Source organism: Vibrio sp. R10-SG3-ISO10 (assembly GCF_059834185.1).
The window spans coordinates 133,243-152,976 of sequence record NZ_JCBDHG010000012.1; the positions used below are offsets into that span (position 1 = coordinate 133,243).

Here is a 19,734-nt window from a genome sequence, read left to right on the forward strand (position 1 = left end):
CGCGCTGCTAACAACGACTTCCCAACTTGGAGTTTCAAAATGCTGAACATTAATTCAGATGCAAAACTGAAAGACCTGCTTGAGTTCCCTTGTTCGTTTACCTTCAAGGTAATGGGCTATGCTAAGCCAGAGCTTCCTGAAAAGGTTCTTGAAGTCATCCAACGCCATGCTCCAGGTGATTACAGCCCAACCGTAAAGCCAAGTGCTAAGGGCAATTACCACTCAGTGTCAGTCAATATTACCGCAACTTCTATCGAGCAAGTTGAAACGCTTTACAAAGAGCTCGGTGAGATTGACATTGTACGCATGGTGCTATAAAAAATTTGAGTTAATTCAATTTTTTTTGAAGGCAGCGCAAGCTGCTTTCTTTTTAGATATCAAACAGATAATTATCCTGCAAAAAGTCTAGGGTTAAAAATGTGTTACTGGTATATAGTCCCTTGACCAGAAGCAGTTTATAATCCGTTAACTTTATTAACCGACGATGGAAAGCGGAATGCAAAACCAGCTTGTTGTGAAACATCTAGGAAGACAAGATTACGAGCCAATTTGGCAAGCAATGCATGACTTCACAGATAACCGGACAGAAGACACCGCTGACGAGGTGTGGCTTGTTGAACACAATCCAGTCTTCACACAAGGGCAAGCAGGTAAGGCGGAGCACCTACTTAATACTGGTGATATCCCTGTTGTTCAGAGCGATCGTGGTGGTCAAGTCACCTACCACGGGCCTGGTCAGCTTGTTGCGTACTTTCTGATTAACCTTCGTCGTAAAAAAATGGGAGTACGAGATCTTGTTACTCATATTGAGAATCTCGTAATTAATACCCTAAAAGCATACAATATCGACTCAACTGCACGCCCTGATGCACCAGGTGTCTATGTAGATGGGAAGAAAATCTGTTCCTTAGGATTACGAATCCGTAAAGGTTGTTCGTTCCACGGCTTAGCGCTAAATGTGAATATGGATCTTACGCCATTTCTACGTATCAACCCTTGTGGTTATGCTGGAATGGAAATGGTTCAAGTCAGCCAACTTGGCGGACCTGATGACATAACTCAAGTAGAGACAAAACTAGTCGAAGAACTGGTTGATTTACTTAACTATGAACAGGTTGATGTCGACACACAAGCAGGCCACAAGACCAACAATAACGAGAAGTAAGAGAAGCATGAGTAAACCAATCCAAATGGAAAAAGGCGTTAAGTACCGCGACGCTGATAAAATGGCACTGATTCCAGTAAAGAACATGCCTACAGAGCAAAAAGAAGTTCTTCGTAAACCAGACTGGATGAAGATCAAGCTACCTGCGGACAGCCAGCGCATTCAAGATATCAAATCGGCAATGCGTAAAAACAACTTACACTCCGTTTGTGAAGAAGCTTCATGCCCTAACCTTGCAGAATGTTTTAACCACGGTACTGCAACCTTTATGATTTTGGGTGCGATTTGTACCCGTCGTTGCCCATTCTGCGACGTTGCTCATGGACGTCCACTGACTCCAGAAGCAGACGAACCTAAGAAACTGGCTAAAACCATTCAAGACATGAAACTGAAGTATGTCGTGATTACTTCCGTTGACCGTGACGATCTCCGTGATGGTGGTGCTCAACATTTTGCCGACTGTAACCGAGAGATCCGCGAACTAAATCCGAACATTAAGATTGAAACGCTTGTACCAGACTTCCGTGGTCGTATGGACGTGGCTCTTGAGTTGCTAAAAGACAATCCGCCGGATGTTTTCAACCACAACTTGGAGACCGCACCTCGCCTGTATCGTAAAGCGCGTCCTGGTGCGAACTACAAGTGGTCATTACAACTGCTACAGAAGTTCAAAGAGCAACACCCAAACATTCCAACTAAGTCAGGCATTATGATGGGATTGGGTGAAACAAAAGAAGAGATCGTCGAAGTATTGAAAGATCTTCGCGCTCACGGTGTCACTATGCTGACGTTAGGCCAGTACCTAGCACCGAGCCGCCATCACCTACCTGTTGAACGCTATGTTCCGCCGTCAGAGTTTGATGAGCTAAAAGAAATCGCACTTGAGCTCGGCTTTACTCACGCAGCATGTGGTCCATTTGTACGCTCTTCGTACCATGCTGACCTACAAGCTCAAGGCGTAGAAGTAAGCTAAATTACAGTAAGACAATCACTTATCTATGCCTCTCGTTTTTGAACGTGAGGCATATTTTATTTGTAGCGATTTTACTCACCCGCCACAATCCACTACCATATCAAGTATTGAAACAACTTTGATACTAGAACGAAACTCTAGGTTTGATATAATACCTAAATCAAACTTTATTCATGCCAGTAACGTTATGTTCAGATAAATGATGGGATTGGCTTTAAATACTCGAAATATTGGATAGACGCATGAAAAACATTTTTGCTGCCGCTGTTGTGGCTATTACTCTTGCAGGTTGTGCATCTGAACCCACTCAGCAAGACAACTACATGGACGCTTCTTTCGAACTTTGTAACACTGAAGTGAAAACTTATTCAGTCAGTGATGATGGTCGAGTACGCATTGTATGTGCTGATGGCTCTAAGTTTGCTCTTCGCACTGAAGCAACCCTAGACACCATGCGTGATATCAACGCTGACTACTGTAGTGGTGAAGGTCTATCTAAGTTCAACGAAAGCACTAAGTACTACCAGTTCCGTTGTAAATCTGGTGAGACAATCAGCGTAAACAAATAGGCTGAACTAAGATTTGAAACGGCAGCCCAAAGGCTGCCGTTTTTGTTTTCTACCTATCTAAAACAAGTGCTAAGACATTGATTCTGGTTAGCATTGTAGACATAAAAAAACACCTCCAAGCTGGAGGTGTTTTTGATTAAGCTGAAACCTGATTAAGCATAAACTGGTAGACGCTTACAAATTTCAAGAACCTTAGCTTTAGTCGCTTCGATAACTTCTTCGTTGCCGATGTTATCTAGAACATCACACATCCAGTTCGCTAGATCTTTTGCATCGTCTTCAGTGAAACCACGGCGAGTGATTGCTGGAGAACCTACGCGGATACCAGAAGTAACGAATGGGCTACGTGGGTCGTTTGGTACTGAGTTTTTGTTTACTGTGATGTTTGCTGCACCTAGTGCTGCATCTGCATCTTTACCTGTGATGTCCTTGTCGATCAGATCAACTAAGAACAGGTGGTTCTCTGTACCGTTAGAAACGATTTTGTAACCGCGCTCTTGGAACTGAGCAACCATAGCTTTTGCATTCTTAACAACGCGTGCTTGGTACTCTTTGAACTCAGGCTCCATTGCTTCTTTAAATGCAACCGCTTTGCCCGCGATAACGTGCATTAGAGGGCCACCTTGACCACCAGGGAATACAGCAGAGTTCAGTTTTTTGTACATCTCTTCGCCAGCATTAGACAGAATTAGACCACCACGTGGACCTGCTAGCGTTTTGTGTGTCGTTGTTGTCACAACGTGAGCGTGTGGCACTGGCGTTGGGTATACACCTGCGGCAATTAGACCTGCTACGTGAGCCATATCGACAAACAACCAAGCACCGGCTTTGTCGGCAATTTCACGCATACGAGCCCAATCCACGATTTGAGAGTAAGCTGAGAAACCACCGATAATCATCTTAGGTTTGTGCTCAAGAGCCAGTTGCTCCATTTCGTCGTAATTGATTTGGCCCGCTTCGTCGATACCGTAAGGAATAACGTTGTAGTGCTTACCAGAGAAGTTGACTGGAGAACCGTGAGTCAGGTGACCACCGTGCGCTAGGCTCATACCTAGAACAGTATCACCAGGGTTTAGAAGTGCCATGTAAACAGCACTGTTTGCTTGAGAGCCAGAGTGTGGCTGTACGTTCGCATACTCACAACCGAAAAGCTCACATGCACGGTCGATAGCAAGAGCTTCTGCTTTATCTACGTACTCACAACCACCGTAGTAACGCTTGCCTGGGTAACCTTCAGCGTATTTGTTAGTTAGCTGAGAACCTTGAGCTTCCATTACACGTGGACTTGTGTAGTTTTCAGAAGCGATTAGTTCGATGTGTTCTTCCTGGCGAAGAGTTTCTTCTTGGATTGCTGCGAACAGTTCCGCATCGTAATCTGCGATGTTCATATCACGCTTTAGCATCTGTATCTCCTGACTCAGATTAAGACTTAAAGTTTTAAAAAACTGATTTATGACCTCAATACCGACGTTTTTACCTGACGCAAACGTTTGCATTAAGCTAATGACGCGCATTCTACATAATTTGATCTAGGTCATAAAGAGAAAATTTAAATTTTTCTCATGCAGTTTTTTCATAATGCTTTACAAGGAATGTCATATTGAACATTTCTCGAAATGAAGATTGAGAAACGTGTCAATTTTATCCTTTACACTCCGTAAAACGATAATTACATAGGTTTACCCTAATTTTCCCTCTCAAGCTACCGAAATCCTCAATTTTTAAATAGTATGCACGCCAATATTCAGCGGTTAAATTTAAAATTGATGGAAAAACACTCAAGAAGAGAAGACTGGATCGCAATTTTGACTGGGACTTTTCTGGTTGCCCAAGGGGTTTTCTTTTTACAATCAGCATCATTGCTCACAGGCGGCACAACCGGTCTGGCACTGTTAGCCAGCCAATTTGTTTCGTTCTCTTTTGGTACACTCTACTTTATTGCAAATTGCCCTTTTTACCTTTTGGCATGGAAGCGGTTCGGTTCTCGTTTTGCTTTTAATAGTGCAATTTCTGGCGCCTTGGTCTCTATATTTGCCGATCACCTCTATTTAGTGATTAGCTTAGATACCATTAACGAAGTCTACTGTGCAGTCGCAGGTGGTTTATTGATGGGACTAGGTATGTTGATTCTCTTCCGCCATCGCTCTAGTTTGGGCGGCTTCAATGTTCTATGTCTATTTATCCAAGATAAATTCGGCATTTCGGTTGGGAAATCTCAATTAGCTATCGACTTTACTATTTTAGTCGCATCGTTTTTCTTCGTGTCACCGCAAGTTATCGTACTTTCAATCATTGGTGCCATTGCGCTAAACCTTGTGTTGGCTATGAACCACAAACCAACGCGTTATAGTGTTAATTACGGTTAGCGAGAAGCGAGAAGCGAGAAGCGAGAAGCGAGAAGCGAGAAGCGAGAAGCGAGAAGCGAGAAGCGAGAAGCGAGAAGCGAGAAGCGAGAAGCGAGAAGCGACAAAAGTTTGAAGGGTTGACACTATGTGTCTACCCTTTGCTTTTTTTAATCTCGTCATCCTCAAGAGTGAGATACGAACGAGTTGGGGATCTCTTCAAGCGGATGGGCAACCTTGTTAGAGATTCCTTACTCACTCCTTCGTCACTCTAAGGAATGACGCTCTTCTCAAAGGGCGAAGCCCGTTCAAAATTCTCGCAGGGCGAAGCCCAATCTCGGAGCGGAGCGTTCCAAGGACGCAGTCCGCTTTTAATCCAACTCTCCGTGCGAAACACGTGCTTTCACATCGTGGCTTAGCTCTTTGTTTAGCTCAGCTTCCACATGGCCCGGCGACTGAGTCGTTGCTGAAATCAAGCGGTACATGGCAGGGATAACGAACAGAGTTACCAAAGTCGCAAAGCCCATACCAAAGAAGATCACCGTACCTACAGCCACACGGCTTTCATAGCCCGCCCCCGTCGACATAATCAGCGGTATAGCACCAGCAAGAGTGGTAAATGCTGTCATCATGATTGGGCGCAAGCGACGCGCAGACGCATCAACAATAGCTTTCTCAAACTCAATGCCGCGATCGCGAAGTTGGTTAGCAAACTCGACAATCAAGATACCGTTCTTAGTCACCATACCGATCAACATAATCATACCAATCTGGCTATAGATGTTGAGGCCTTGTCCCATCACAAACAGTCCAAGGAAGCCGCCAAACACTCCCATAGGGACGGTAAACATAACCACTAGCGGGTTGATAAAGCTTTCAAACTGCGCAGCGAGAACGAGATAAGCCACCAACAGCGCTAAACCAAACACCACTAAGATACTCGACTGGTTCTCTTTATAGTCTTTTGACTCACCAGAGTAGCTCACGGAAATATCACTAGGTAACTGCTCTATTGCTTGTTGGTCTAAGAAATCGAGCGCATCCCCTAAGGTGTAGCCGTCAGAAAGGTTAGCAGTAATCGTCACTGCCTTCTGCTTGTTGTAGTGCGATAGACGAATCGAGGAGGCAACCTCTTCAATCATAGTGAGCGCATCAAGAGTGACCAATTCACCAGAAGCCGTACGCATATAAATTTGGCTCAGATCCGCGGCATTGTTAAAACTATTCTCATCACCACGCAAATAAACATCATACTCTTCACCGCGCTCAACGAAGGTCGTTTCACTCTTACCACCCAACATGATTTCAAGTGTTTCAGAGATCGCTTCCACGCTAATCCCAAGCTCGGCGGCGCGCTGTTTATCTACTGACACAACTAGCTCTGGCGTTCTTTCTGAGTAGTTGATGTCTGCGCCTTCCATAAACGGCGAATCTTCAGCAAGTTGTTCTAGTTTTTCCGCCCACGTCTTTAGTTCAGCATAATCAGAGCCACCGAGAACAAACTGAACGGGTTCGCTAGAGCCACCACGGAAACCAGGCATAAATGGGAATACTCTAACATCCGCAATACCCGCTAGCGCTTTGCGCACTTCGCCCAGAGCTTGCTGTGCCGTGACATCACGATCATTCCAATCTTCAAGGATCATGATAACAAAGCCCGTTTGGTCACCTGCATTACCACCAAAAGCTGGTGATTGAATACTGAAAGATTTCAGGAAACCTTGCCCAAGCAGAGGCATCAAGCGGTCTTCAATGATATCCATGTTCGCAGCCATACGGTTGTAACTGGTAGCATCAGCACCGCGAGCGAAAGCAAAGATAACGCCGCGGTCTTCTGAAGGTGCTAATTGAGCTGGAACTTGCTGCATTAAGCCCCAACTACCGCCGACACACGCCATGATGACGAGTGGTGCGGCCCATTTCCAACTCAGAGCCCCTTTCAGAACCTTACGATAGCCTGATTCAAGGTGGCTAAACATATTGTCGATAAACAGATTAAAGCGGTTTGGTTTAACATTGGCTTTTAGGAGCTTGCTGCCTAAAACTGGCGTCAAGGTTAACGCGATCAACGAAGAGAAGATCACCGACATCGCCAACAATACCGAGAACTCCGTGAACAGTAAGCCGACCATGCCATCCATAAAGGAAATTGGCAGGAAGACCATGACTAGCACCAAGGTCGTCGCTACAACCGCGAAACCCACTTCACGTGTCCCTTTGTAAGCTGCGAGCAGGGGTTTCTCACCACGCTCAATATGGTGGAAGATGTTCTCCACAACCACAATCGCATCATCCACAACCAGACCAATCGATAGGATCAAGGCCATTAAAGTGATCAGGTTGATTGAAAAACCAAAATAGTAAGCGGCGATAAACGATGAAATCAAAGAAACAGGTACAGTTACCGCTGGGATTAACGTCGCTCTTGCTTGGCCGATAAAGATATACAGCACCAAGATAACTAAGCCACCGGTAATAAACAGCGTGCTGTAGACTTCCGCAATTGAACGCTCGATAAACACCGTTGAATCGTAGTCGATGGCTAAGCGCGTTCCTTCAGGCAAGAACTGTTGAATATTCTCGACCTCTTTGTGCACTCTTGTCGCAACTTCAAGCGGGTTGGCATCCGATTGAGGTACGATCCCCATACTAACGTTAACGACACCATCACTTTTAAAGGTCGAGTTTTCGTTCTCTGCACCAATGAAAACATCCGCCACATCTTTCAGGTAGATTGGCGAGTTATCTGAAGCACGCTTGACAACCAAATATTCAAAGTCTTCAGCTTGGTTATAGCTGCGAGCAGTACGAACAGACATAACGATTTGATCATTACGCACTTCACCACCCGGATTTTCAACGTTTTCACTGCGTAAGGCAGTTGTAATATCCGATGCCGTCACGCCACGCCCTGCCATTTGGTCTGGTTTGAGCTTAACGTACATCACCTTGTACAAGCCGCCGGAAACATCAACCGAGCTCACCCCAGAGATAAGGCTAAAACGGTCAAGTAGCACTCGGTCAACGTAATCGGTTAGCTGAGTCCGATCCATCTCAGATGAACTTAGGTTGATATAAAGAGAGGCTTCACCTGAGCCATTGTTCTTAAAAACAACTGGGTCATCGGCTTCATCAGGCAATGCGCGCTGAGCCCTTGCTACCGCATCTCGAACGTCACTGACGCCCGTATTCAGATCGTAGCCCAGCTCAAACGTGATAGTTATTCTCGAGCTACTATTACGCGTTGTAGAGGAAATTTCATCTATACCACTGATGCCCGAAAGCTGATCTTCAAGCACCGACGTTATCTGACTTTCTATGATGGTTGCCGAAGCACCATCGTAACGGGTGTTGATCGAGACCACAGGGCTTTCGATGTCTGGCATCTCGCGCACCGCAAGCTTGCTAAATGAGACGATACCAAACACACACAGTAGGAGGCTGAGTACAACCGCAGCAACAGGTCTCTTTACTGAAACATCAGATAACAGCATTAGTTAGACCCTTCTTGGCTCTTTTGCGCGTTTTTAGGACGACCATCGCTGCCTAACTCAGAAACAGCGACACCATCACGCATATTGACGATACCTTGCACAACGATCTTATCGCCGATAGAAAGCCCTTCTTCAATCACCACTTGGTTATCGACGCGCGCACCCAAAATGACTTCTGTACGTATTGCCGTACCCTCTTCATTTACGACATAGACGAAGCGCTTGGTTCCTGAATACTCGAGAGCTTGAACCGGAATAATGGGCGCTTCAATGGCAGGAAAGTCCATTGCAGCCGAAACTAACATCCCCGGTTTTAACTGCTGCTCTGGGTTAGAAAACTGAATACGAACTCGCAGGTTCAGGGTTTCCTGGTTAATGCGAGAGTCTATACCGACTACTTCACCACTAAAGGATTGACCTTGCCACGCTGCCGTCGTTGCGGTGACTTGCATACCATTAGAAAGTTGCGACAAATAACGCTCTGGCACCTGCAGATCTAAGCGCATGACCGATAAATCATCTAAACTCAATAGCTCTGTGCCCGCGCTCACCATCTTACCGCGGCTAAAATCAATAAAGCCCACCGTTCCTGAAAACGGCGCGCTGATGTGTAAATCATTAAGATCAGCATTAGCAGCATCTAAACGCGCTTTGGCGATGTCGACACTTGTCTCTTGCGCATCGATCTCTGTTTGAGTAATCGCATTACGCTTAACCAAACGCTCAAATTCTTTAAGTTTACGTTGCTCATCTTTGAGATACGCTTTCGCTTCAGCCACTGAAGCCTTAGCTCTGTCATCGTCAAGTTGAATCAACAGTTGCCCTTCTCGAACAACTTGATTGGCTTTAACGGCAATCACGTCAACTTTGCCAGCCACTTCAGGAGAAATGATAACGGACTGCTCTGCATCCAATTTACCGACGAGTACAAGAGACTGGGATACTTGATGGGTTTGTACTTGCTCAGTGACAACAGTTACCTTCGATGGGCCTTGTCTCTTGGCATACGATGCAGGAGCGGCAGCCAAAATAGACAGAGACAATAAACTCAGAACAATTTTATTTTTCATGGTTAGATTCTGCATAGATAAACTAGACATATTGTATCCGGTAATTCGCATTCTGAACGTCAACTAATGTAAAGAGCGAGAAATATTATGTAAGTAAAGCCGTTGATTGTTTGAGCTTTATGATTAATTCCTGCCATCTTTGCCCAAAAAGGCATCATTCAATTCAAAATTATAAGAAAACGCTTTACAGCTTTTACGAGTTTGCTATGATGCGCTCCGCACTTGAGAGATGTGTTGGGAAAACATCACTTAAGCCTATTCCTTGATTGAGAATAGGAAAACACCCTGGAGGGGTTCCCGAGTGGCCAAAGGGATCAGACTGTAAATCTGCTGGCACTGCCTTCGATGGTTCGAATCCGTCCCCCTCCACCATATTTCTTCTTATGACTGCTCTGAGTGGATAACCCATTCAATAAGTTGTGAGAAACACTTGAATAATGTGTTGGGAAAACATTACCAAGTATAAAATACCCTGGAGGGGTTCCCGAGTGGCCAAAGGGATCAGACTGTAAATCTGCTGGCACTGCCTTCGATGGTTCGAATCCGTCCCCCTCCACCATATTTTCTTATAATAGTCTGTTCGGTGGATAAGCCGTTAGATATGTTGTGAGAAACACTTGAATAGTGTGTTGGGAAAACACTACCAAGTATAAAACACCCTGGAGGGGTTCCCGAGTGGCCAAAGGGATCAGACTGTAAATCTGCTGGCACTGCCTTCGATGGTTCGAATCCGTCCCCCTCCACCATATTTCTTCTTATGACTGCTCTGAGTGGATAACCCGTTCAATAAGTTGTGAGAAACACTTGAATAATGTGTTGGGAAAACATTACCAAGTATAAAATACCCTGGAGGGGTTCCCGAGTGGCCAAAGGGATCAGACTGTAAATCTGCTGGCACTGCCTTCGATGGTTCGAATCCGTCCCCCTCCACCATATACAGAAAACCAGCTCATTGAGCTGGTTTTTTTGTACCTATCGAAAATCTAAGCGCACTTCTATTCTCGCAAGTATAAAAAAGCCCCGACGAATAGCCGAGGCGATAACTAACATCTATAGGGGGAAGTTAGTTGTTTAAAAGAATAATGCGTGTTTCATAAGGGCGAAGTACTTGAAGCTTAGATACCTTGTCACCAGAAAGCTCATAGTTACCCAAAACGTATTGTGCTTTATCGCAATCAAACTCTTCAGGCAAGACACACTCTGTTTCGGCTGCGTAATAGTTATTCAAACAAATTAGGGTCTGACTTTGTGACTTACGCTGATAACCAAATACTGCTTTATGCTCAGGATAGAGATCGATATAGCTACCTGTAGTGATCACTTCAATCTCTTTACGTAACTGAATTAGCTGCTGATAAAAATAGAATACCGAGTTTTTATCTGCTACTGCTTTATCTGCGTTAATTTCCGCATAGTTACTTGCCACTTCAAGCCAAGGCTGCGCTTTTGAGAAGCCAGCATACTGATCCCCATTCCACTGCATCGGCGTACGAGAGTTATCACGAGATTTTTGTGCCAGAATCGCCATCATTTCTTGATGTTCAACGCCTTGCTCATTCACCATGATGTCATACATATTGGTGCTTTCTACGTCACGATATTGCTCGATAGAGGTGTAACCTGGGTTGGTCATACCAATTTCTTCACCTTGGTAGATATAAGGCGTCCCTTGCATCATATGCACAGAAGCAGCGAGCATTTTGGCCGATTCCAAACGATAATGTTTGTCGTCACCCAATCGGCTCACGACACGTGGCTGGTCATGGTTACACCAGAATAGTGCTCCCCACCCTTTGCCATTTAAACCTGTCTGCCAATGATTAAAGATCTGCTTCAACTGAGAGAAATCGAACGGCGCTTTGGTCCACTTTTCACCATTTGGATAATCGACCTTTAAATGGTGGAAATTAAACACCATCGACAACTCTTTGTTATCAAGCGATGAATATTGCTGACAATGCTCTAGGGTCGTCGAAGACATTTCACCCACCGTCACACTGCCATATTTCTGGAATACCGCCTCGCTAATCTCTTGCAGATATTCGTGTACGCGAGGTCCATCAGTATAAAAGCGTCGACCATCGCCGAGGTGATCATTGGGGAAGTCCTGCTGTTTAGAAATTAGGTTGATTACATCCAGACGGAAGCCATCTACACCTTTTTCAGCCCAGAAGCTGATGACTTCTTTGACTTCGCCGCGAACTTTCGGGTTTTCCCAGTTGAGGTCGGCCTGCTCTTTGGCGAATAGATGCAAAAAGTACTGGTCGGTTTTTTCATCAAGTTCCCAAGCACTACCACCAAATTTTGACTGCCAGTTGTTAGGGATTCCACCATCGACAGGATCTTTCCAGATGTAGTAATCACGGTAAGGACTGTTTCTGTCACCAAGAGCAGACTGGAACCACTCATGCTCAGTCGAAGTGTGGTTGACTACGATGTCCATAATAATACGGATACCACGCAGATGAGCTTCAGCAAGTAGTTGGTCAAAATCATCCATGGTGCCAAAGTCTGGATTAATCGCGTAGTAGTCAGAGATATCGTAACCATTATCAATCATTGGTGACTGATAAACAGGTGTTAACCAAATCGCATCAACACCCAGTAGTTTCAAGTAATCAAGCTTAGAAATAATGCCTTGAATATCCCCAGTTCCTTTACTGCCACTGTCGCAAAAGCTCTTAGGGTAAATTTGATAGATCGAGGCGGTTTTCCACCAATTTGCATCATTAGCGATTGTTGTCATTGCTAAACTCACTTACCAAAAAATAATAAACTTTGAAAAAGGAGCGACGAAATGCCGCTCCAAAAAAATGATGGGTTACGCGTTTGCAGGCTCTAACTCGCCTTTCATTTGCGCACGTTTGTAGAAGAACAGGGTCAATGCGGCAGGTATGGCAATTGCCACTAACATTGCGATTGCAAAGATGCCCCAGAATTGTGGTTGGATAGATAAGATACCCGGTAGACCACCCACACCAATACCGTTCGCCATAACGCCCGCACTACCACAGATCGCTGCTGCAATTGCACTACCAATCATTGCGCTTAGCATTGGGAACTTGTACTTCAAGTTAATACCGTACATCGCAGGCTCAGTTACACCTAAGTAAGCAGAAATCGCCGCTGGAACTGAAATGTCACGCTCACCATGTTTTTTACTGATGATGATAATGCCGACAACCGCTGAAGCTTGAGCAATGTTTGATAGTGCGATTAATGGCCAAATTGGCGTGCCACCTAGATCTTGCATTAGTTGTAGATCTACAGCGTTAGTCGTGTGGTGAATACCTGTGATAACAAGTGGTGCATATAGGAAACCAAATACCATTGAACCTATAACAGCAAAGTCTCCGGTCATCGCCGCTTTAGCCGCAAATGCCACACCATCGCCTAAGACACGGCCAAATGGACCAATTAGAGAGTGAGCCAATACCACAGAAACAATAATTGATACGAAAGGAACGACAACTAAGTAAAGGTACGAAGGAACAATACGTTTAAGGTTAGTTTCGATAAACGCCAGCGCCATACCCGCTAACATCGCAGGAATCACCTGAGCTTGGTAACCAACTTTTTCAATCACGAATAGACCAAAGTCCCACACTTCCGGGGCTTGCTTACCGATAAGATAGGCATTCATCAACTGCGGAGAGACCAGAGTCACACCTAAAGTTATACCTAGAATTGGTGTGCCTCCTAGCTTCTTCACTGTTGACCAACATACCCCAACAGGCAGGAAGAAGAAGATCGCTTCACCGATTAACCATAAGAAGCTATGAACCGTCGCCCAGAACTGACTAATTTCAGTTAGCGACTGGCCATCAAACATCTTGATGTCACCAATCACATTACGGAAACCTAAGATCAAACCACCAGTGATGATTGCAGGAAGTAGTGGTACAAAGATTTCAGCAAGATGGGAAATACCACGTTCCAATACGTTCATGTTTTGGCGAGCAGCAAGTTTCGCTTCGTCTTTTGACGCTTCGCTCTTACCTGATAGCTCAATCAGCACTTTATACACTTCATCAACTTCAGTTCCGATCACTACCTGAAACTGACCCGCATTGGTAAAACAACCTTTTACGATTGGCAACGCCTCTAGCGCTTTCTCGTCTGCTTTATCGGTATCATTCAGTACAAAGCGAAGGCGAGTTAGACAGTGGCTTACACTCGCGATGTTTTCGCGACCACCAACTAATTCAATCAGACGCTCAACTTCTTGTTTCGCAATCTTACTCATATCCATGTCCACCCTAATTGGATTCTCATTCATCTGTTGTCAACAATGTTGACGATTCAAACTGACTAAGCTTGTTGTTTTTCTATTTATGGGAACATTCCCAAATGTACTTATTATATTGTCAGATCTATTTACAGATAAAAATGGGAACAGTCCCATTAATTGAAAGAGATCACAGTATAATTTTAAATCACTTTGAAAATAATGGCTTAGATTGAGATAGGTTCTTGAGTGATATGAACTTGCTCAAGCTCACCATTAATTTGAGAAATCAGTAACTTAGCAGCCCTTTCACCGGCTAAAGAGTAACCAGGGTCAATACTAAATACTTTGGGAAATAGGAAGGAAAGCAGTTCATTTCCACCCACGCCAGTGACAACCACATCTTCACGATTAAGCTCTTGCAAACGCTTAATGACCCCTAAAGCTAAGGTGTCACTGGCACAAACTATCGCTTGAACGCCTTGGTTCAAGACATCGTCCACCAGCAAATAAGCGCTTTCGTGGTTTAGCTGACCTGTCTGATAGTTCGGTGAAATAGAGTGAGATTGGCACCAATCGAGATAAGCGTCTAAACGCAACTTACCCGTAGTTTTATCACTAGGGTCGACACCGATAAATGCAACATTATTGAGGCTCTTTTGTTCTAAGAATTGCAACGCCTTAACAATGACTTGCCTATTATCGTAATTAATTGAAGAGACCTTATCTGTGTCCATCGCGATAACCACAGTGCGATTATGCCAGCTCGCCAGCTTAGCAATATCAAAGTCACTAAAGCCGAACACAATGACGCCATCAACATTGCGCTTTTTCAGCACATCCAAATGCTCATTGGTCTTTGCTCGATCAAATTGACTTTCCATGATGACAACATCATACCCTTGACCATAAAGTGTGTTGAGCATACTCCCTACAGCTTTGTTTTCTGATGGCGAGTCGAGACGAGAGATAATGACCCCCACCACTTTTTGACTTCCTCCACGCATCGCCTGCGCAGACTTAGAGGGAACATAACCTGACTCTTGAATCACCTGTTCAACCTTGGCACGTGTTTCTGGCTTAACTTTAGGATCGTTGGTCAGAACACGAGAGACGGTCGATTTTCCAACACCGGATAACCGGGCAATATCAAGAATGGTTAGTTTTTTGCTCATAAAGTCGTGGGTCTAGTAGTTGAACGTTCAAAGGAGGCGACACGCCTCCAGACACGCTATCGTAAAAGATCTATTGGGTAATGCAATTTTTATACACCAAGTGGTCGAGCTCTAAACGCGCTTCTTTACCTTTGGTATAGAGGGTCACTGGGTTTTGTATTTCTGCTGTGCCATCATGGAGAATATATTTAGTGCCAGAGCCTGAGGGAACCTGGACCATGCGATAATCTTTCTTAGGTAGCCTTAATAGTGCCGTATAATCATTGGGCATTATGGCTAGTTTGAAGGTTTCACCACCACTACATTGATAGAATAGAAAATCACCTTGATAGTGGTTTTCACGTTCCATCGAAGTAAAAGAGCACGCTGACACGCTCAACCCTAATGCGACTGCAAATAACAACCGATATCTCATGATTCCCTCCAAACAAAACAAAGGCCGCCCTTGGCAGCCTTTTTCAGTTTATTTTGCTAAATACGCTGGGACTTCTTTAATACTGTCGAGTACCACAGACGCGATAGCTTCGCCTTTCTCTGTGACAGGTTTGCCTGTACGAACAAGAATTCTAGTGCCAACACCGGCTGCTTCAGCTGCCATCATGTCTTCAGCTTTGTCACCGACCATGACAGAATTCGCCATATCAATCTTCAAGAAGTCACGTGCTGAGATAAACATCCCAGGTTTTGGCTTACGGCAATCACAATCTTGCTTATATTTACCGTGACCATGTTCAGCGTGATGCGGACAGTAATAGATACCATCAAATTCAACGCCATTGTCGACAAAATTCCAGTCCATCCATTGAGTCAAAGATAGGAAGCGATCTTCACTAAATTTACCACGAGCAATACCCGACTGGTTTGTTACTAAGACCAATTGATAGCCCATTTCTTTCAATTTCTTGGTCGCTTCAAATACACCATCAACAAACTCAAAATCATGCTCATCGTGAACATAGCCGTGATCGATGTTAATCACGCCATCTCGGTCTAAAAAGACTGCTGGTTTTGCCAAAATATGCTTCTCTATGTACTGTGCTTTATAAGAATTATTGCACGCTTTATTTCTTTCATCACTATCTAATTACCAATCGATTGAGCAAAAAATACGTTTAGACGTCTAGACGTAAAAATATCTATTGACAGAAAACACGTGAGACCATAGCATCATCTACTAAATGAGATGTAGCTCAACATTATCTGCTACTCTTCATCTAATCTGATAGCGGGTCTCTCGATGATTGAAATTAATCAAGTAAATAAGGTGTTCTACCAGGGCAGTAAGGAAATACATGCCTTAAAGGAGATTAACCTTCATATTCCACAAGGAACCATCTTTGGTGTTATTGGCTCATCGGGAGCAGGGAAAAGTACGCTTATTCGTTGCGTAAATATGCTAGAAGCGCCAACAACAGGCTCAATTGTGGTTGATGGTGTAGACCTGACCACACTGAGTAAATCTCAGCTTAGTGAAGCTCGCCGTAACATCGGCATGATCTTCCAACATTTCAACCTACTGTCATCACGTACGGTTTTTGACAACGTTGCTCTGCCACTTGAGTTGGCAGGCAAAGATAAAGCACACATCACCACTAAAGTGACCGAGCTGCTGAAACTGGTCGGCCTTGAAGATAAGCATGAAAGCTACCCTTCAAACCTAAGTGGTGGTCAAAAGCAGCGTGTCGCGATCGCACGTGCTCTTGCGTCTGATCCAAAGGTTCTGCTGTGTGATGAAGCGACTAGCGCATTGGATCCAGCAACCACTCAGTCGATTCTAGAGCTGCTAAAAGAGATCAACCGAAAGCTTAACATCACTATGCTTTTGATTACTCACGAAATGGACGTTGTAAAAAGCATCTGTCACGAAGTAGCGATCATTGGTGATGGCGAGCTGGTCGAAAAAGGGACTGTCGGTGAAATTTTCGCTCATCCTAAAACAGAACTGGCGCATCAATTCATTCGTTCTACACTCGACTTGTCGATTCCAGAAGATTACCAAGTTCGCTTGCAAGCAACGCGTGTTGATGGCAGTTACCCACTTGTCCGTCTAGAGTTCACTGGCGCAACGGTTGATGCTCCTTTGATGACGCAAATTGCCCGTAAATTCAACATTGATGTCAGCATTCTCAGTTCAGACCTCGATTACGCAGGTGGCGTCAAATTCGGCATGATGGTCGCAGAACTATTTGGTAATGAACAAGATGACAATGCAGCGATTGAGTTCCTGCGTGAGCACAAGGTAAAAGTAGAGGTGCTAGGCTATGTCCTTTAATGAAATTTCACAGTGGCTGAGCTTAAACAGCAATCTACTTATCGGCGCGACTTGGGATACTATCTACATGGTTGCTGTGGCGGGCATTGTTGGCTTTGCCGTTGGTATTCCACTCGGTGTCATTCTGCATATCACCAAGAAAGGTGGCTTACTTGAGAACACGAAACTAAACAGTGTACTCGGCGCTATTGTTAACGTGGGTCGTTCCGTTCCTTTCCTAGTACTGATGGTGGCTATTATTCCAGTTACCAAACTGTTAGTCGGTACATTTATCGGTACAACAGCAGCCATCGTACCTCTTACAATCGGCGCGATCCCATTTGTTGCTCGTCTTATAGAAGGTGCTCTACTTGAAGTCCCAACAGGATTAGTTGAAGCAGCGCAATCGATGGGCGCAACCCCAATTCAAATTATTTCTAAGGTACTGCTTCCTGAAGCAATGCCAACCATCGTTAACTCGGTAACCATTACACTCGTCACGCTTGTCAGTTACTCAGCAATGGCAGGAACAGTTGGCGGAGGCGGTCTAGGTGACGTCGCCATTCGATACGGTTTCCACCGCTATGACGTGGTCATTATGGCCGTGACTGTGGTAATGCTTATCGTGCTCGTTCAAATCATTCAGTCCATTGGAGATGCGATTGTCCGTCGTGTCGATCACCGCTAAGAATACAATAAAGAATACTCACAGATTTAATTTATAAGGAGATAGTGATGAAATTCAGTCTTAAAGGTCTATTAACTATCGCAGCTGCTGCATCAGCATTGGTACTAGCAGGTTGTGGTGAAAAAGAAGCAGATACTAGCAAGATCAAAGTTGGTGTTATGGCTGGTGCAGAAGCACAAGTTGCTGAAGTTGCAGCTAAAGTCGCTAAAGAAAAATACGGCCTAGATGTAGAGCTGGTTACTTTTACTGATTACGTAACACCAAACGCAGCACTAGACGATGGCTCTATCGACATCAACGCGTTCCAACACAAGCCATACCTAGATCAGCAAGTTGCCGATCGTGGTTACAAACTGACTATCGCGGGTAACACGTTTGTTTACCCAATCGCGGGTTACTCTAAGCAAGTGAAAGCGGTCGACGAAATTCAAGAAGGTGCTCGTATCGCTGTACCTAACGATCCAACAAACCTAGGTCGTTCACTGATTCTACTTGAGCAACAAGGACTGCTGAAACTGCGTGAGAACGTTGGCCTGCTAGCAACTGTACGTGACATCGTTGAAAACCCGAAAAACATCACTATCGTAGAGCTAGATGCAGCACAGCTACCACGCTCTCTAGATGACGTTGCGCTTTCTGTTATCAACACAACTTACGCAAGCTCTATCAACCTAACACCACAAAAAGACGGTGTATTTGTTGAAGACAAAGAGTCTCCATACGTAAACCTAATCGTGTCGCGTGAAGACAACGCACAAGCGGAAAACGTACAAAACTTTGTTAAGTCTTACCAGACTGAAGAAGTTTACACAGCAGCTTCTGACATCTTCCAAGGTGGCGTAGTTAAAGGTTGGTAATCACTTACTTTTGCTAACATAAGCTATCAAGGGTTGACGTAATGTCAGCCCTTTTCTTTTGGGGGCACTGTTTTTAGACTATCGAAGTAGTCATCAATGATGGCTTCATAGCGTCCATCATCCTTCATTTCTCTTAGCACTTGGTCGAATCTGTCTCTAAGCCACTGATGCTCTTTCAGCTTAGAAAACGCGATATAGCTGGGCGTGGCCTCGATTGGCGGCGAGAGTATTTCCAGTGCTTGTTCCATTTGTTCACTAGCCAGAATGCTTCGCGCACCAAAATCATTATTTACCCACACATCAGCCCGCCCCGTCCTGACCAAGCGAGCACAATCTTCAGTTCGGTTGCGCCAAAAGACTAGCCTAAAGCGTCCATCCGCCAATAAAGCGTCCATCTGCTTACCATAACTGACTCGATTGACAGCGCAGATAGCGACCGCCGAAACATCGCGGGATAAAAAATCGTAGCTACTTATTTTACTGCTTCTTTTTACTACTAGGCTGATATTCTGCGTAAACAAAATCTCATTAGAGTAATCGGCAAACTTTTCACGCGTTGGATTTTTAAATGCGGTAAAGATAGCGTCAGCACGACCAAACTGAACATTACTCAAGGCTCTTGCCCAAGGTAAAACTTCTATTGATATCGGGACATCGAGTTCTTCAAATACAGCTTCAACAAGCTCGACGGCCACACCGGATAACTCCCCTTCGCGATGGACGATATAGGGGGGATAGTCAAGCGTGACTAACTGCACTGTGGTTGAACTGACTGCGGGAAGAGAGCACAACCATATCAATAGCGACAAAGCCCAAAGCTTACCCATGCTCGTTGGCTTGAATTACGGAATGATATGAGCCAGAAGAAAGCTCGGGATTGGAAAGAGCTGAATTTGCTGAATCATTTTACCTCCAAGGCATG

17 protein-coding genes and 4 tRNA genes are annotated in these 19,734 nt (G+C 44.7%); 12 read left to right on the forward strand and 9 right to left on the reverse strand.

Features of this window, described 5'->3' with window-relative positions; translation table 11 throughout:
- Nucleotides 1-39: 39 nt before the first annotated feature.
- The 4 genes from ybeD (at nt 40) to AC6R16_RS06135 (ending at nt 2,707) form a co-directional block, all read left to right on the forward strand.
- Nucleotides 40-318, forward strand: coding sequence for a DUF493 family protein YbeD (ybeD, locus tag AC6R16_RS06120; protein WP_069667021.1), 279 nt, complete (start codon nt 40-42; stop codon nt 316-318).
- Nucleotides 319-496: 178 nt separating this feature from the next.
- On the forward strand, nt 497-1,165 hold the full coding sequence (gene lipB / locus AC6R16_RS06125) for a lipoyl(octanoyl) transferase LipB (RefSeq protein WP_500673887.1): 669 nt from the start codon (nt 497-499) through the stop codon (nt 1,163-1,165).
- Nucleotides 1,166-1,172: 7 nt separating this feature from the next.
- Nucleotides 1,173-2,138: a lipoyl synthase gene (gene lipA, locus AC6R16_RS06130; RefSeq protein ID WP_004746250.1), complete on the forward strand. Its 966-nt coding sequence runs from the start codon at nt 1,173-1,175 to the stop codon at nt 2,136-2,138.
- 242 nt (nt 2,139-2,380) lie between these two features.
- Entirely contained in the window at nt 2,381-2,707 is a 327-nt protein-coding gene (locus AC6R16_RS06135) for a hypothetical protein (RefSeq protein WP_171325355.1), read from the forward strand.
- A gap of 152 nt (nt 2,708-2,859) precedes the next feature.
- Here the strand turns inward: AC6R16_RS06135 and glyA are convergent, their stop codons facing one another.
- A complete protein-coding gene (glyA, locus tag AC6R16_RS06140; RefSeq protein ID WP_004746252.1) occupies nt 2,860-4,110 on the reverse strand; it encodes a serine hydroxymethyltransferase in 1,251 nt (416 codons plus the stop codon).
- A gap of 363 nt (nt 4,111-4,473) precedes the next feature.
- Here glyA and AC6R16_RS06145 point away from each other — a divergent pair, with 363 nt between their 5' ends.
- On the forward strand, nt 4,474-5,073 hold the full coding sequence (locus AC6R16_RS06145) for a YitT family protein (RefSeq protein WP_500641612.1): 600 nt from the start codon (nt 4,474-4,476) through the stop codon (nt 5,071-5,073).
- Nucleotides 5,074-5,420: 347 nt separating this feature from the next.
- Here the strand turns inward: AC6R16_RS06145 and vexH are convergent, their stop codons facing one another.
- Nucleotides 5,421-8,543, reverse strand: coding sequence for a vibriobactin export RND transporter permease subunit VexH (gene vexH / locus AC6R16_RS06150; RefSeq protein ID WP_500673888.1), 3,123 nt, complete (start codon nt 8,541-8,543; stop codon nt 5,421-5,423).
- Nucleotides 8,543-9,613: an efflux RND transporter periplasmic adaptor subunit gene (locus tag AC6R16_RS06155; protein WP_500673889.1), complete on the reverse strand. Its 1,071-nt coding sequence runs from the start codon at nt 9,611-9,613 to the stop codon at nt 8,543-8,545. Before AC6R16_RS06155 ends, vexH begins: the two co-directional genes overlap by 1 nt.
- 287 nt (nt 9,614-9,900) lie before the next feature.
- On the opposite strand from AC6R16_RS06155, the gene AC6R16_RS06160 reads away from it, so the two are divergent.
- From AC6R16_RS06160 to AC6R16_RS06175, 4 genes are all read left to right on the forward strand, one after another.
- Nucleotides 9,901-9,985: transfer RNA gene (locus AC6R16_RS06160), tRNA-Tyr, on the forward strand.
- A gap of 102 nt (nt 9,986-10,087) precedes the next feature.
- Nucleotides 10,088-10,172 (forward strand) — tRNA-Tyr (locus AC6R16_RS06165).
- Between the two features lie 102 nt (nt 10,173-10,274).
- Nucleotides 10,275-10,359: transfer RNA gene (locus AC6R16_RS06170), tRNA-Tyr, on the forward strand.
- A gap of 102 nt (nt 10,360-10,461) precedes the next feature.
- Nucleotides 10,462-10,546 (forward strand) — tRNA-Tyr (locus tag AC6R16_RS06175).
- Nucleotides 10,547-10,676: 130 nt separating this feature from the next.
- On the opposite strand, the gene treC is transcribed toward AC6R16_RS06175, so the two are convergent.
- The 5 genes from treC to gmhB all read right to left on the reverse strand — a co-directional run bounded on the left by treC (nt 10,677) and on the right by gmhB (nt 16,031).
- Nucleotides 10,677-12,359 carry an alpha,alpha-phosphotrehalase gene (gene treC, locus AC6R16_RS06180; RefSeq protein ID WP_500673890.1) on the reverse strand — a complete coding sequence of 561 codons (1,683 nt, stop codon included), beginning with the start codon at nt 12,357-12,359 and terminating at the stop codon, nt 10,677-10,679.
- Between the two features lie 75 nt (nt 12,360-12,434).
- Entirely contained in the window at nt 12,435-13,859 is a 1,425-nt protein-coding gene (treB, locus tag AC6R16_RS06185) for a PTS trehalose transporter subunit IIBC (protein ID WP_500673891.1), read from the reverse strand.
- 209 nt (nt 13,860-14,068) lie between these two features.
- A complete protein-coding gene (gene treR, locus AC6R16_RS06190; RefSeq protein ID WP_500673892.1) occupies nt 14,069-15,016 on the reverse strand; it encodes a trehalose operon repressor TreR in 948 nt (315 codons plus the stop codon).
- 70 nt (nt 15,017-15,086) lie between these two features.
- A complete protein-coding gene (locus AC6R16_RS06195) occupies nt 15,087-15,431 on the reverse strand; it encodes an MliC family protein (protein ID WP_500673893.1) in 345 nt (114 codons plus the stop codon).
- A gap of 48 nt (nt 15,432-15,479) precedes the next feature.
- Nucleotides 15,480-16,031, reverse strand: coding sequence for a D-glycero-beta-D-manno-heptose 1,7-bisphosphate 7-phosphatase (gene gmhB / locus AC6R16_RS06200; RefSeq protein WP_500673894.1), 552 nt, complete (start codon nt 16,029-16,031; stop codon nt 15,480-15,482).
- Between the two features lie 222 nt (nt 16,032-16,253).
- Here gmhB and metN point away from each other — a divergent pair, with 222 nt between their 5' ends.
- The 3 genes from metN to AC6R16_RS06215 are packed head-to-tail and all read left to right on the forward strand — an operon-like array spanning nt 16,254 to nt 18,812.
- The gene (metN, locus tag AC6R16_RS06205) at nt 16,254-17,288 is read left to right on the forward strand and encodes a methionine ABC transporter ATP-binding protein MetN (protein WP_500673895.1); all 1,035 of its coding nucleotides are present in this window, start codon (nt 16,254-16,256) and stop codon (nt 17,286-17,288) included.
- A complete protein-coding gene (locus AC6R16_RS06210; protein WP_004744825.1) occupies nt 17,278-17,955 on the forward strand; it encodes a methionine ABC transporter permease in 678 nt (225 codons plus the stop codon). Before metN ends, AC6R16_RS06210 begins: the two co-directional genes overlap by 11 nt.
- Nucleotides 17,956-18,002: 47 nt before the next feature.
- Nucleotides 18,003-18,812 (forward strand): MetQ/NlpA family lipoprotein, encoded by an 810-nt coding sequence (locus AC6R16_RS06215; RefSeq protein WP_239853806.1) that lies wholly within the window; start codon nt 18,003-18,005, stop codon nt 18,810-18,812.
- Between the two features lie 44 nt (nt 18,813-18,856).
- Here AC6R16_RS06215 and AC6R16_RS06220 read toward each other — a convergent pair whose 3' ends face one another.
- Nucleotides 18,857-19,639, reverse strand: a complete 783-nt coding sequence (locus AC6R16_RS06220) for a substrate-binding periplasmic protein (protein ID WP_500673896.1) — start codon at nt 19,637-19,639, stop codon at nt 18,857-18,859.
- Nucleotides 19,640-19,734 lie beyond the last annotated feature (95 nt).